This window comes from Terriglobia bacterium (assembly GCA_035712365.1).
GTDB lineage: Bacteria > Acidobacteriota > Terriglobia > UBA7540 > UBA7540 > SCRD01.
Map to the genome: position 1 here is coordinate 106,794 of DASTAW010000021.1, position 14,744 is coordinate 121,537.

At 59.2% G+C, this 14,744-nt stretch carries 11 protein-coding genes and 1 tRNA gene; 2 read left to right on the plus strand and 10 right to left on the minus strand.

Annotated elements, in window-relative coordinates:
• The first annotated feature begins 174 nt into the window (after positions 1 to 174).
• Positions 175 to 1,224 (plus strand): YncE family protein, encoded by a 1,050-nt coding sequence (locus VFQ24_06505; GenBank protein HET9177992.1) that lies wholly within the window; start codon positions 175 to 177, stop codon positions 1,222 to 1,224.
• Between the two features lie 101 nt (positions 1,225 to 1,325).
• Here VFQ24_06505 and VFQ24_06510 read toward each other — a convergent pair whose 3' ends face one another.
• The 4 genes from VFQ24_06510 to VFQ24_06525 form a co-directional block, all read right to left on the minus strand.
• Positions 1,326 to 1,952: a dihydrofolate reductase family protein gene (locus VFQ24_06510; GenBank protein HET9177993.1), complete on the minus strand. Its 627-nt coding sequence runs from the start codon at positions 1,950 to 1,952 to the stop codon at positions 1,326 to 1,328.
• A 583-nt stretch (positions 1,953 to 2,535) separates the two neighbouring features.
• A complete protein-coding gene (gene cimA / locus VFQ24_06515) occupies positions 2,536 to 4,161 on the minus strand; it encodes a citramalate synthase (GenBank protein ID HET9177994.1) in 1,626 nt (541 codons plus the stop codon).
• Positions 4,162 to 4,452: 291 nt separating this feature from the next.
• A complete protein-coding gene (gene mscL / locus VFQ24_06520) occupies positions 4,453 to 4,896 on the minus strand; it encodes a large conductance mechanosensitive channel protein MscL (GenBank protein ID HET9177995.1) in 444 nt (147 codons plus the stop codon).
• 297 nt (positions 4,897 to 5,193) lie between these two features.
• Positions 5,194 to 6,327 carry a mandelate racemase/muconate lactonizing enzyme family protein gene (locus tag VFQ24_06525; protein ID HET9177996.1) on the minus strand — a complete coding sequence of 378 codons (1,134 nt, stop codon included), beginning with the start codon at positions 6,325 to 6,327 and terminating at the stop codon, positions 5,194 to 5,196.
• Between the two features lie 331 nt (positions 6,328 to 6,658).
• On the opposite strand from VFQ24_06525, the gene VFQ24_06530 reads away from it, so the two are divergent.
• A tRNA-Leu gene (locus tag VFQ24_06530) sits at positions 6,659 to 6,746 on the plus strand.
• A 139-nt stretch (positions 6,747 to 6,885) separates the two neighbouring features.
• Here the strand turns inward: VFQ24_06530 and VFQ24_06535 are convergent.
• From VFQ24_06535 to VFQ24_06560, 6 genes are all read right to left on the minus strand, one after another.
• Entirely contained in the window at positions 6,886 to 7,362 is a 477-nt protein-coding gene (locus VFQ24_06535) for a response regulator (GenBank protein HET9177997.1), read from the minus strand.
• A complete protein-coding gene (locus tag VFQ24_06540; GenBank protein ID HET9177998.1) occupies positions 7,343 to 9,190 on the minus strand; it encodes an ATP-binding protein in 1,848 nt (615 codons plus the stop codon). Before VFQ24_06540 ends, VFQ24_06535 begins: the two co-directional genes overlap by 20 nt.
• Positions 9,191 to 9,201: 11 nt before the next feature.
• The gene (locus VFQ24_06545) at positions 9,202 to 9,789 is read right to left on the minus strand and encodes a YfiR family protein (GenBank protein HET9177999.1); all 588 of its coding nucleotides are present in this window, start codon (positions 9,787 to 9,789) and stop codon (positions 9,202 to 9,204) included.
• Between the two features lie 10 nt (positions 9,790 to 9,799).
• Positions 9,800 to 9,988 (minus strand): hypothetical protein, encoded by a 189-nt coding sequence (locus VFQ24_06550; GenBank protein ID HET9178000.1) that lies wholly within the window; start codon positions 9,986 to 9,988, stop codon positions 9,800 to 9,802.
• Positions 9,989 to 10,138: 150 nt separating this feature from the next.
• A complete protein-coding gene (locus VFQ24_06555; GenBank protein HET9178001.1) occupies positions 10,139 to 10,492 on the minus strand; it encodes a response regulator in 354 nt (117 codons plus the stop codon).
• Positions 10,493 to 10,583: 91 nt separating this feature from the next.
• The gene (locus tag VFQ24_06560) at positions 10,584 to 14,399 is read right to left on the minus strand and encodes a PAS domain S-box protein (protein ID HET9178002.1); all 3,816 of its coding nucleotides are present in this window, start codon (positions 14,397 to 14,399) and stop codon (positions 10,584 to 10,586) included.
• Positions 14,400 to 14,744 lie beyond the last annotated feature (345 nt).

Below are 14,744 nucleotides of genomic sequence, written 5' to 3' on the forward strand. Positions count from 1 at the left end.
TGCTAGGCTCTGAAACAACTTATTGAGGATTGCAAAATATAGTGACGTTTTCGCGTAGCGCCGGTCCCGCCAAGCGGGACCGGCCTCGATAAATGCCGCCGAGACGGCGGCGCTACAAAAACAACGTATCACTAGATTATGCAACCTTCGGTGATAAGGAGAAGTGAGGGGCTGATGAGACCGCGATTGATTCTTGCCTTCGTGCTGTGTCTGGGCAGCGTAACGCTGTGGGCCGGAAGCACGCCTTCGCCGGCGCTGCTGGTGCTTGCCAAGCAGGACCATACCCTCGAAATTGTTGATCCGGCAACGCTCAAAGTGGTGGCAAAGGTCCCAGCCGGAAACGACCCTCATGAGGTGGCGGCGTCATCGGATGGGAAACTGGCATACATCTCCAACTACGGCTCCGGGGCCTTCAACACCATCTCCGTGGCGGACCTCGTGGCCCAGAGGGCGCTGCCGCTCGTCGACCTCGGCCCGCTGCGCGGGCCGCACGGGCTGGACTTTGCCGGCGGAGAACTTTACTTCACCGCGGAAGTCAACAAGGTCATAGGCCGATTGAACCCAGCCACCCGGAAAATCGACTGGATACTCGGCACGGGGCAGGACCGCACCCACATGCTTATTGTCTCGAGCGGCCTCACGCGCATCTACACTTCGAATGTCAACTCGGGCACCATCAGCATCATCGAAAAAACCGCCGGAAACTCAGGCACGCCCCCACCGCCGCCCAGCGCCAGCCGTCGCCCAGGCCCGCCACGCGGCGCGCAGGGATGGGAAGAAACGGTGCTCCACACCGGTCTGGGGACTGAGGGATTTGATGTTTCTCCCGACGGCCGGGAGCTCTGGTCTGCCGCTGCCGAGGCAGGCACAGTCTCCATCATCAATCTTGCGACAAAAAAGTTGGCACAAACTCTGGATGCGCACGTCACGCGCGCAAACCGGCTGAAGTTCACCCCCGATGGTAAATATGTATTCGTCTCGATGTTGGCCAGCAACGGCGGGGATGTGGCGATCTTTGATGTCGCGACGCGCCGTGAGGTGAAGCGGCTGGGCCTCGGCCGGGGCGCTGGAGGAATATTGATGCAGCCGGACGGTTCGAGGGCCTACGTTTCCTGCAGTCCCGATGACTACGTGGCCGTGATCGACCTCAAGACGCTCAAGCAAGTCGGACGCATTAACACGGACCGCGGCCCCGATGGGCTGGCCTGGGCGGTGAGAAAGTAATAGATCCAGCGACCGCCCACCGACTGTCCGAAGGAGGCGGTAATTCTCGACACGGGACGTAACGCCGCGCGCGCAATATCTGGCAGGCGCGCTCGCTGGGATTAGATTTCGGCAGCGTATCGCAGTTGCAGAACGCCATTTTCAAACGACTGGCTGTCAATGAGCCGCAGCGAGGTTTGCTGCCGCAGCGGGCCAAAGAGGGGCGTGCCCGAACCGAGCACCAGAGGCATCACGAATTGCTGCACTTCGCTAAGCAGCCCGGCATCGAGAAATGTCCCTGCCACTGATCCGCCACCAACAATCCACAGCGACTTTGATCCCATCTCCTCCAGTCGAACCATCAGCCGCTCCAAGTGGCCCTGCCAGAACAGATGGGCAAATGGCCCGCTTGTCCGTGTGCGGGAGAGAACGGCGAAGAGTTTTCCCTCGTAGGGGTTCTTCCTCGTCGAGTTCATCAGGAGGCGCTCATAGGTCCGCCTGCCCATCACCACGGTGTCGATGGAATCCAGAAAACCATGGAAGCCGTAGTCTACTCCGAAGAAAGGGTTTAGCCAGTCGACATTGCCGAGCCTGTCCGCGATCAGCCCATCCATGCTGCTGGCCACGTAGTAGCACGCCGGGATTTTGACTGCCCGGGTCTCCTCGGCAAGCACTGGCGGGCCATGGTCGCCAAACCCAGGGAGCCCCAGATGTGTGATTGACTTATAATCCTCACCTATTGATTTCAATAATGCTCTGCCCCGCATCGCGCCTCCCTGCAAGTTCATAACCTGGGTCTGACAACCCCGCTGAGGTGCGTCTGCCGAGTTCATCCGATGGGGTTGTGTTGAGCGGATGTTACCCGGCCTGGAACGTTTAGCTGGCCCGTATGCCCCGGTTCCTTAGGGGACCATCGTGTCCGTCAAAACCCTCAAGGCTCGGTCCAAAAACATCCTGTGTTTCGTTGTGGGGTCGTCTGGGCGCCGTTCAGTATCAGGACTAGAGTTGGCGTGTGCAATTGCTGAACTGGCATTCAGCCTGGAAGGGTCGCATCGATGAGCCGCAAACTGCGTCCCCAAGGTTTCCCCCGCCATGTGATTTCCGCACAGCTACATTCGTAATATGCTATGGGTCAACTTGAGGCAGTGCAATCGGCTGTTTCCCTGCCAGAGCGTAAGAAATCGCCTTACCACACTCAGGAAAGTTCCCCGGAGATATAGTCGGCGAATTGCAGAGGTCTACTTATCCCGCTGACGCGAATGTGAAATGTCCTGAGCCTACTGAATGAAATACCGGCGCCTTGCGCCTGGAAAGCTTTGAAGCGGCAGGTTATTAATGGTGTGGCACCGGCTCGTGCGGCGCGGGGCGTCTGGCCTCGCTTCCCTTCCCATGCCGGCCATACTCCTTTTTCAGCTTGTAGGTGATGCTGTCCACCAGCGCTTGCCAACTGGCCTCGATCAGGTTTTCTGAGACGCCCACCGTTCCCCAGCTTTCCTGTCCGTCGCTCGACTCGATCAGAACCCGGACCTTGGCCTCGGTCCCGCCTTCCGAATTCAGCACGCGCACTTTGAAATCGGTCAGACGAACATCCCGGATGCAGGGGAAAAATGTGGTCAGGGATTTTCTCAGCGCCATGTCCAGTGCGTTGACCGGACCCGAACCTTCGGCAGCCGTATGCTCTTCCGCGCCGTCCACCCGCAGTTTGATCACGGCCTCGGACTGGGGCTCCGCCGTCCCCTTCTTTTCCGTTATGACGCGGAAGCCATCCAGCTCAAAAAGGTCTTTCGTTTCGTGTACCAGCCTGTCAAACAGCACTTCGAACGAGGCCTCGGCGCCCTCGAACTGATAGCCGTAGTGCTCCATCTCTTTGAGTTTGTCCACCACGACTTTGGCGGCGGCACTGGACTTATCGATATTCAGTCCCCGCTCGGCGGCCTTGTAGAGAATGTTGCTCTTCCCGGACAGTTCTGACACCAGCACCCGGCGGGCGTTCCCCACCAGCGCCGGATCGATGTGTTCATAAGCGGAAGCTTCCTTCATCACCGCGCTCACGTGGATTCCGCCCTTGTGGGCAAACGCGCTCTTGCCGACGTACGCCTGCTCCGTGCGGGGCAGCAGGTTGGCCAGCTCGCTGACGTAATGGGAGACCTCTGTCAGCCGGCTCAGATTCTCCTTGCCAATCGAATTCATGCCCAGTTTCAGCTCGATGTTGGCGATGACGGAACAGAGGTTGGCGTTTCCGCAACGCTCACCATAGCCATTAATGGTTCCCTGCACCTGCATTGCGCCCGCCTGCACCGCCACAATCGAGTTGGCAACCGCCATTTCGCTGTCATTGTGCGTGTGAATGCCGAGCGGCGTCTTGACGTGCCCGGAGGCCCGCGCGAAGCGATCACGGATGTCAGAACTCAGCGTGCCGCCGTTGGTGTCGCACAGCACGATCGTGTCTGCGCCCGCCTGTTCGGCCGCCTTCAACGTAGCCAGCGCGTATTCCGAGTCGGCCTTGAACCCGTCGAAAAAGTGCTCGGCGTCGTAAATCACTTCCTTGCCGCATGATTTCAGGAAGGCCACTGACTCGCGAATCAAATCGAGGTTCTCCTTCAGAGTGATTTCCAGCGCGGTCCTTACGTGCAGGTCCCAGCTCTTCCCGAAAATCGTCACCACCGGCGTGCTCGCTTCCACCAGTGCGTGCAGGTTCGGGTCCTGGTGTGCCTGGTGGCGCGGGTGGCGCGTGCTGCCGAAGGCAGCCATTTTGGCGTGCCGTAACGTCAATTCCTTTGCGCGGCGGAAGAGTTCCAGGTCTTTGTGGTTTGAGCCCGGCCAGCCGCCTTCGATATAATCCGCGCCCAGCCCGTCGAGCTTCTGGACGATGTGAAGCTTGTCTTCCAGCGAAAAGGAAATATTTTCGCCCTGCGAACCGTCTCGGAGCGTCGTATCGTAGATCTCAATTTTTCTCATCGGCTTACAAACGCCCGTAAAATACGGAGGAAACGAGGTTGAACGGTCCCCCGATAGAAGTCAATTCTACCTTAAAAACCGCCCGCGGGCGAACCCGCGCACGCGTGACAGCGTCCGCCGTGATCTGTTCGATGCGGCAGAGCAGGCTGCGGCAGAGCCTCTATCAGCGTGGACATTGGTCCGCCCCTGAACATGGGGACGGCCCGGCCCGCCGAAACGGCATCAGCTTCACGTCCTGGTCTGCACCCTCGCAAGACTTGACTGCTGACACAGGCAGGGTTCCCAGACGCCTTAAGCTGCACTGAGCTGCGAGGTGCAGTGTGGGCAGCGTGTAGCCGTCAGCGGAATGCTCATCTTGCAATAGCCGCAATCCTTCGTGGTGGGGGCTGCCGGCGCCGCGGCGGGTTTTGGCATCAATCGGTTAACCCACTTGATGAGCACGAAAACGGCAAAGGCGACGATGATAAACTCGATCACTGTATTGATGAAGGTCCCGTAGGCAATAGTGGCTACCCCGGCCTTCTTGGCATCCGCCACCGTAGCGAATTGCTGGGTGGACAGGGTAACAAAGAAGTTCGAGAAATCGATATTGCCCAGCAGCTTGCCGATGGGAGGCATAAGAATATCATTCACCAGCGAGGTGACGACCCTGCCAAACGCAACCCCGATGATGATTCCCACGGCCATATCCAACACGTTGCCCCGCATTACGAAAGCCTTGAACTCTTTCCACATGGGATTCCTCCATTGAGATTTGAGATCGCACTACTCCCTGCCGTACCGGGGCGCCGGCCCCCCGACGCTCCAATACTCGGCCAATTCTTCTGATTTCGGTAACCGATGCACAAGGGTATGAAAAGCTATAACCCAATCCGGTTGCGAAGGCAATGGTATTTTTCTTGCGGTCTGCAGCGGGGGTTGTGAGCTACGTGTCCACGCCCCTCCGTGCGCAGAAAGTCTATCTGCTGAGCTTCCATGAGGCGCCGTATCGAGCGGACCTCGGCCCGTGCTGGAACGATTGTCACGTTCCAGTCAATCGAGAAAAGAATTCAGGCCGGTGAACTCCTCCAGGGCCTCGAGGTCGATTGCGATTCCGAGCCCAGGCTTTTCCGGGATGGTAAGCATACCGTCCGTGTCGAGTTTCCAGGGATGGTCAACAATCCCGTCGATGAAGGGAGATCCGGTAAGGTACTCCACGAGGTCAGTGTTGTGGAATGCCGAGGCCAGTTGCAGATCAGCGGCAAGACCTACGGCCGTGTTCCACCCGTGCGGGACCATCCGCGCGCCGTGTTCCTCCGCCATCCAGCCGATGCGGCGGGACTCGCTCAACCCGCCCACCTTGGTGGCGTCCGGCTGGACAATATCGAATGCGCCCGCCTGCAGCCAAGGCTGGAAAGATTGCCGCCGCGTCAGCACTTCGCCGCCAGCAATGGGCACACGAGACTGGCGGCGCAGCGCCACATAATCATCAAGGGCATCCGGCGGCAAAGGCTCCTCAAACCAGGCAACCTCATATTCGGCCAGCATCTCAGCGGTCCTCAAGGCCCACTTGAAATCGCGCGGCCAGAAGGCGTCGCTGGCGCCGGCATCGACCATCAGAAGGCAGTCGTGGCCGATCGCTTCTCGCGCTGCCCGGACGATGGCTTCGTCCCTTGCCGCGTCGTGCCGCCCAAAGGGTCCCCAGCCGATCTTGAAGGCGCGAAACCCCTGCTCCTTGAGAGGGAGCAACTCTCCGGCCATGCGGTCCGGCTCCTGCATCAGGAGCGAAGCGTAAGGCCGGACGCGATCGCGGTAACGGCCTCCCAGGAGGCGTCCGACCGGCTGTCCCGTGGCCTGCCCAAGAATGTCCCAAAGCGCGATGTCGATGCCGCTGATGGTGTGCGTGATCGAGCCGCCACGCCCCAGCCAAAAGGTGTTCTGGTGCAGCATCTCGCTCACTCGCTCGGGTTCCAGCGCATTTTGGCCCTGGTAAAGCGGGCGCAGCACCGCCAACGCGCCGCGAACGAGATCGTCATTGGTGAAGGCGCTCCCCCAGCCTGTAACACCGTCGTCCGTCAGGACCGCAATCAAGGTGTGGATGCAATCCTGCGGCTGCGGCTCATTTGTCCATCCGCCTTTGGGTGTTCGGCCTCGCAGCCCGGCTGCCCGAATTTCGCGGATCTTGATGCTCACAAGGTCTCCTCCGTTCGAAACGGCTTAGGACCGGATAGCACAGTTTTGCCCACAGGGACAGCAAATTCAAGCTGTTTGTCCAAAAGATACAAGGCCAAAGCCTGGCCTGAAGGCTTCGAAGCAGGGGAGCGCATTTTCTGGGATGTGTCAGTCCAGAAAAAATGAGGCCGCGGGCGCCTCGCCCAACGAGCGCGTAGGCCGCAGAACGAGATCCATGCTCGCAGTCTGGACGCGACTGAGGAGGAGGCCTTTGGCCGCTCGCGGAAGGGAATCCCCCTTGGTTGACCGTCCGCATACGGCCTGCCATAATCACTTACTTGCCTTCGCTGGAGTGGCGGAACTGGCAGACGCACCAGACTCAAAATCTGGCGCTCCAAAAGAGCGTGAGGGTTCGACTCCCTCCTCCAGCACCATTGCTTTCCAACTGCTTGTCTGATTTTTGATGGGGATATTCTTGCGCGCTCGGCCTGTCTGCTCGCACTCGGACACAAAGCCATCTTCAGGTGGAACAGGCACAAGAGCAGGAAAAAACCAGAGCTGCCGCGGCCGTTCTCAGCGGTCCGCGCGAAATCGAATCTTGGCGAGCAAAGCCTGCGGCCTGATCGGCTTCGCAATGATCTCGAACTCATGGCCGCGATTTCGGGCTTCGCCGAGAAGGTCTGAAGTCTCGGTCTGGCCGGAGAATAAGATGACGCGGCACTCGGGGAGGTCCCGCCGGATTCTGATGCCAAGCTCCACGCCATTAATGCCCGGCATGACAACGTCGCTGATCACGATGTCCGGCAGGAAACTTCGCGCGGAAGCAAGCGCAGAATCGCCGGTGGCGGCAGCCACTGCTTTATATCCCTCGCCGGTCAGGATCTCGACAAGCGTATCGGCGATTGTGAGTTCGTCGTCCACAATCAGGACCTTGAGTTTCTCCGGCCCGCCGCTTGAATTCCGGGACTGATCGTCCTCAGTTGGAAATCCCGCGGACAGTTTACCTGGCTCAATGCACCAGACTTCAGAATCAAGATGGCTTTGTAACACTGGGCCTCCCCTCCGTCCTGCCCTGGCTATTTTCCGCCCGCTGCGCCTCCTGCGCAATTTCGCGGGGAAAGAATATTGCAAAGGCAGTCCCGCTCCGGCCGGAATCGACTGTGCTTCGCACTCGTATGGTTCCATGGTGCTTCTGTACGAGGTTTTGCGTCAGCCACAGACCCAGGCCGATCCCCACGTCTTTCTTCGTAGTGTAGAACGGTTCAAAGATGTTCCGCATTTGTTCACGAGTAATACCGGAACCGCTATCGGCTATTATAACACGGACCCCCTGGCGCCGGCTGCCGCCCCACTCCAGCGCACGGGTAACCTTCAGGCCCAGGCGGCCCCGCGGACCCAGGGCGTCGATTGCGTTGGTCACCAGATTTGCCAGTATCTGCCGAATTTCGCCAGGATAGCCCGAAACTTCCGTGGCTTCCGAAAATATTTTTTGAACGTGGACTTGCTTAAATTGCAGCTTCCGGTCATACAGCGCCAGGACGCCGCTTGCGAGCTCAGCGATATTTACCTTCACAGGGGCCGCCGCATCACGGTAGAAGCCCAGCGTATGCCGGGTGATCTCGGCGATACGGTCCAGTTCCTGTTCCGCAACCGACAAATACTTCTCGCCTTCCGAGGGTTTTTTCTTCGCCAGATACAGCAGATTCGCGAGGGCCTCCAGCGGATTGTTGATCTCATGGGCGATGCTGGCCGCCAGGCGTCCGGTTGCCGCAAGTTTCTCGCTTTTTCGCAACGCTTCCTGAGCGCGGCGCTGTTCCGTGATGTCCGTATTGGTTCCAAACCAGCGCACAACGTTTCCGAGGTGGTCACGCACGGGAACGCTGATGGTCAGAAATTCGCGATAGGTCCCTTCCCGGCCGCGAATTGGGAAAACCATCTCGAAACGCTTCCCGGTGTCAATTGACGCGCGCCACCTTGCCTGGACTTCCGGAAGCACCTTGGGATCGTGGACCGACTGCCATCCCCAACCCAGCACATCCTCAGGCGTTGTTCCCGTGTAATCGTACCATCGCTCGTTATACCAGAGGGTCCCACCGTCCGCGTCCGCCATCCAGGCCAATTGCGGGACCGAATTGGCAAGGGTCCGAAATTGCTCCTCACGCTCCTGGAGGGCGGTATCACGTTTTTGAATCTCCGACAGCATGGCGTTGAAAGATTCGACCAGAATGGAGATTTCATCGCTATTAGGAGAGGGCTCCGCCCGGACAGCATAGTTCCGGTCGCGAGACACCAAGCGGGCAGTTTCAGCCAGCCTGACAATCGGTTCGGATATCACCCGGCGCGACATCCGCGACACTATGAGGGCCGCAATCAAAGATGCGACCAGCATGAGAGCAAGTATCACCAGGTAACTCGCGAAGCGCGCCGTGAGTTCCTGGGTGTCAAACTGGATATAGATCGTACCCACTGTTTTGTGCTCGAAGACAATGTCATGCACCGCCTCGAAAGGACTGTCGAGCAGCCAGCGGTTGCGTATTTGCGAGGGAAAAATCAACGGAGGCGGGCGCTTGTTCAGACTCTGGTTGCGCCAATAGCCGGCAAAGAACTTTCCCGAGGGCGTGTAAACCCCCGCAAACTGGATGTGGGGCGCGGCCTGCAAGGCGGCCAGAGTGCTTTCGGCGGCCTTCGGGTCGTTGAAAACAAGTGGCGTGACACAATTCGATCCGACGATTGCAGCTTGAACGTTCAGGCGTTGAAGCATGTCCCTTTTCGCAATGCTGAAGTCGAAGGCGAAAAATGCCACGGATGCGCACACGACCGCCGTGGCGCTCGCCAGCACGGTGAGCAGGGTGAGCTTTCGCGAAATGGAATTCCACATTCGAAACACTGCTACTCCCCGGGATGCCTGTCGCGCTCAATGCTGGCGGCGACCCTCAGCAGTTGAGAGCTCAGCGTGATGCCCGCCCGTTTCGCGTTGTCAAGGTTAATTCTGAACCGGACCCTGGAGTCAATCAAGACAAACTGAATGATGCCGCCCCGAGAGGTGAAGTCGGGTAGATTGCTCACCGTCAGGACTGGGGCGCCGCGCAGGGCCGCCAAAACGCCAGACACCTCACCCGTTGCCGAAGGACCACCCACGAACAGGATGCGGCAATTGCCAGCCTCGCGGGCAGAGGCGATCGTTTTTACCTCCAAAGGCAGCCCCTGAATCTGCTCGCCCTGCGCGTCATCTTCAAGAGCGTGCCCAAAAGGATTCTGGCCAATTATGCAGATGGGAAATGTCTTTCCTACTGGGGCCGCCGGCGCAGGCCAGTGCACGAATTTAGGGATCTGGCAGAGGTATGCGGCTTCGACGTCATACTCGGTGGGCTTCGAGGTCTGGGCGATGACGGGGACTTGCGAGATGACGATTCCGGTGGCGCAGATCGAGAGGAGAAACTCCAGCGAGAACAAACGCCGGATGGGTGTCGTTACCATACGCGGCAATTCACACGGCATAGTTCAGGGAGTGCACTTTTCGCGACCTTCCCACCTTAAGTCTGCCGTCCCTGCTCTCGACGGCCGAATATCGTCGGGAGGTCTGCACGCAGACGGCCGCAGGGGTTTTCCAGACCTGCTCCGGCTCCCCGCCGAAAACAGCGCCGATGTCCACCTCCTCAGGTCCTTGAAGGGTCATCTGTTTGAGCGGCTTGGTTTTCTGTGCGCCTCGAAAAGGCGTGCCCGGCCAGCGGGGGCTGCAGCGGTCGGGAGGGAAGGCGCGGAGCGACAGTTTGTGAATAATGTCCCGGAATCGAATATATTGTCTCCCAGGGAAATTTGCCCCGCTCTAAGGGTGCGCCGACGTGAGCGACGCGACCGCCTCAAGGAGAGCTTGTGATGAGCGCCCTTTTAGAATCCACCGGTCCGCTATACCCACCGCCTCGCCGGGAAGCTCTGGCAGGCCCGAAAGCATGATGACCGGCATGGCAGGATCCAGGCGCTTGATCTCCCGGGCCACGCTCAGTCCATTCATTCCGGACATCCAGTAATCCACGATGGCAACGTCGATCTTGTTCGACTGAAAGAGCCGGATTCCGTCCTCTCCAGTCGATGCGTCGATCACCTGGTATCCCTCAGACTCGAGCAGCAGCCGCCGCGTCTCGTTGGCCGAGGGTTCATCATCAATACAGAGTACAGTCACTATGTTGCCTAAGATTGCGGAAAGAGCATCCCGACGCCCGCACACCGAGGCGACGGTTGCTCTTCGACCTCACATCGATGCCGTTCCAGGCTCAGTTCGGCTGGAGCTCGCCAGCTTCCTCGACAAAGGAGCCTTCGGAAACCGGGAACACGACAGAGATTTTTGTCCCGTTTCCGTTCGATTCGATCTTCATTTCACCCTTGGCCAGCCGGACGCGCTCGCGCATCCCGCGGATCCCCACGCCCGAGCCGTGCGAGTGGATTTCCACAAGCTTCTCCGCATTGATGCCTCTCCCGCGGTCTTCGATCTCGACGGCGACGGCAGTGCGGTCCTGGGCCAGGCGGATGGCCGCCGTCTTGCTTCTCGAGTGCCGGTGAATGTTGGTCAAAGCCTCCTGCACCACGCGGAAGATGACCAGCTCCAACGCCGGTGTCAGTCTCCTGAACCGGGACGGTATTTCCAGGCCGATCCGCACGGGACTACGCTCCTCGAGCCCCCGCACATACCAGCGCAGGGCTTCCGCCAGGCCGCGCTCGTCCAGCATCGGGGGGTGCAGCAAGTAGGACATTGTCCGGGTCTCCCGGATGAGCTGCTGCACCAGCTTCTGGCTGTCCGTTATGATCCCAAAATCCGGCCGTGCGTGCTGCGAAGCGAGCCTCATGAAAGTGGTCAGGTTGAGATTGAGAACGGTCAGTATTTGACCCGCGCTATCGTGCAGTTCGCGGGCAATACGCCGCCTTTCGTGGTCCTGGGCCTGAAGCAGAAGCGCGGAGAGGTCCCGGACGTGCTCCGATTGCCTGAGGATCTCGGCGCCGCGCATTTCCAGTTCCGAGGTCCGGGCCCGCACCTCGGCCTCCAGGTTCTCCGTCAGCCCAATCAGGCGCTTCTCGCTCTTGCGAAGGGCCTCTTCCGTTTTGCACCGGTGGATAAAGTCCGCTGCCTGGTGCGCGCAGAGGTCCAGATGGCGCAAATCCTGGGCCGTGGGTCGATGGCCCGATCTGAAATGAGTAGAAAGCACGCCCATTGGCGTTCCTTCGGCCCCGATCAGCGGAACTGAAACCACGCCGCGGTAACCGGCTGCGCGCGCTGCCGAACGGTACGGCGCGTACGGCACATCGATTTCCACATCTTCGATCACTATGGGCTCGCGCAGACGCAGCGCCCGGCCACAAGCAGAATCGTCTTTGATGGAAACCTCCCGGAAGAAATCCAGGAAGTCCCGGTCGAAGCCGTGCTGCGCCGCGATTGTCAGCACGTCTTTGTCCCCGCGCAGAAGCTGGACGTTGCCCTTTTCAGCGCCGAGCAATTCCATCGCGGAAGCCAGTATTTCATCGAGTCCATGCTTAAGGTCCCGGATTCGCCACAAGCGTGCGCTGAGGTCGTTCAGCTTTGCGAGCGCGTTCGCGCCCCTTCGCAAGGAGTCCCCGGCGCGCAACCGGTCGATACCGAAGGCAAGCTGGCGGGCGATCGCCAGGCTCAGGTCGATCTCATCCCCGGAAAACTGATGGGCTGCATCGAAATAGGTCATGAATTTCCCAATCAGCTTTCCATTCGAAGCCAGAGGAATGAAGGCAAGGGCCGCGATTCCCTCAGCTTTCAGGGCCTCTTTTACCGGACCGGCCATTTCCGCCGCGTCAACATCCGGGACACACACGGGAAGAAAGCTGGTCTCACCCGGCGCCCAGGCGGAATGCCCTACCACGGCGGCGCGATAATCCGCCGACAACCCCCGCCAGCTTACGAAGCGCATCACTTCCTGCTCGTCGCAGAGCAACACGGAGGCCCGGTCGCACGGCAACGCGGCCACAATCGCTTCCACCGCGGAACCGCAGGCCTGTTCCAATGAAACGGCCCGTTGCAACTGATCGGAAAACCGGAACTGCGCCTTCTGCTGCTGCACCGTGTCAGAAAGCTCTCGTTTGGCCGTGATTTGTTCCGTAATGTCCACGGCCATGCTGAGGCCGCCGGTGATCTTGCCTTCGTGGTCGCGGAACAGGCGGGGAAAGAGCGTACACCAGCGGCGCGATCCATCAGGCCGTTCCACAATAAGGTCCTGCTCCACGATGCGGCCCTCGGTGAGAGCAATTTTCATCGGGCACTCATCGGGAGGAAAGGGAGAACCATCGGCCCGATACATCTTCCAGTTCATGCACCAGCGGTCTTTGCACAGGGCCGGCGTGCAGCCGGAGATCTCGACGGCCCCGGAATTGAAATGTGTCAACAGTCCTTCGGCGTCGGTGGTGTAAATTGCGGCCGGCAGAGCGTCGATGATTTCCCGGAGCCGCTGCTCGCTGTCACGCAACCGGTTCCTGACTCTGCGCGACTCAGTGTCGTCGCGAAATCCCACCACGACACCCGCCACCTGGCCGTTACGGTATAGCGGAGAGGCGCTGAACACGACCGGCATGAAGCTTCCGTCTTTGCGAATGAAGACGTCTTCGTGTTCGCGGAGCTGGCCGCCGTGTTGCAGCACGCGGAGACCCGGGCACTCGCTCGCCGGGAAAGGACTGCCGTCCGGGTGCTTGTAATGGATTACGTCGTGCATTTTCCTGCCGAGCAATTCCGCCGCCGTCCAACCGAACATCGCCTCCGCGGCCGCATTCATTGATGTAGCCAGGCCCTTCCCATCCAGCGTGAAAAGCCCTTCGGCCATGTTGTTCATCGTGGCCGTTTGATAGTCCAGCAGAACGCTCAGTTGCTCTTCAGCATCCCTTCGCACGCTGATGTCTTCAATCACGGCGACAAAATACTTCACCTGCTGCGCCGAGTCACGCACGGCGCTCAGCGTCAGATTGACCCACAACAAGCTTCCATCTTTGCGGATAGACCGCTTCTCGGTTGCAAACTGGTCGAGCTCGCCGTTGACGATTTTCCCGACGCTGGCAAGGATCCTGACGAGGTCTTCGGGATGGGTAATCGCCTGAAACGTTCCACTCAGCAATTCCTGCGTCGTGTATCCCAGAATCTGGCAGAGTTTTTGGTTGACCCGCAGCCAGCGGCCCTCCAGGGCGATGTGAGCGATACCGACGGCAGCCTGCTCAAAAGTCTGCCGGAAGCGTTCGTCAATTTCCCGCAGCCGGTCTTCCGCGTTTTTCCGCTCGTTGATGTCCTGTACGACGGCGACAAAATACTTCAGCCTGTTTTCTGTGTCACGCACCGCGCTGACGGTCAGGTCCACCCACACGGGGTTTCCGTTTTTGCGGATGTATCGCTTCTCCATCGAATACTGGTCGAGTGCGCCCTTGATGACCTGGTTTGCCTGTTCAACGTCGGCCGCGAGATCGTCCGGATGGGTAATATCCTGGAATCTCATTTGCAGCAGTTCCGCTTCCGTGTACCCTGAAATTTCGCAGATCTTCTGATTAATTCGGAGCCAGTGTCCATCCTCAGCCACGTGGGCCATGCCCACGGCCGCCTGCTGGAACGTTAACCGGAACCGTTCTTCGCTGTCACGAAGCGCTACCGCAAATGCCTCGCTGCGCTGAAGGATTTCCTGCAAATCGAGGTTGCTCGCGCGCCCCAGGACGGCAGCGCCGAAGAACAACTGGCCGCGATGGACCTTATGGATTCCCGTGATCAAATTTTCTGAAACTTCCGACTTTACGACGTAGCCGCGCGCGCCGGCGATCAACGCTTGCTGCATCATTTCAGGGGAGTCATGCTGGGTCAGGACAACAATATTCGTTTGGGGAAGCATCCGCCGAATTTCGCGTGTCGCTTCCAGGCCGTTAAGCCTCGGCATGCTGATGTCCATCACGATGACATCGGGATTCAGTTTTCGAGACTGTTCGATGGCGTCCTGACCATCAACGGCCTCACCGCAAACCTCGATATCAGGTTGCGTCAACAAAAGGGACCGGACGCCTCTGCGAACCAGCTCATGATCGTCCGCAATGAGAATCCGCATCACACGCACCGTGTGTACTTAGACCTGCCGGGCCTGACTCGGGCCGCCAGTTTCACCGCCCGCGAGTAAGGTGACGAAGGAAAACATTTGATGAAAGCGAACAGGCATGACCGCAGGACTTCCAGTTATTCTTGTCCAACCTCATGGATGTTATCATAAACTCGAACTGAATTGCGCTGGCGATTTGGCATTCAGCCGCCGCTCCCGGCGCGGAGTTGCCGGCTCGAACACTTGAACACGAACGCAAGACCTGGCGCTCGCCCGAGGCCGTCGGGACTTGGTCCGCTCCTCCGGCCCACGTCGTACAGCAGAACGGTCCTCAAAGCAAAAGCTTGATGCAAATGC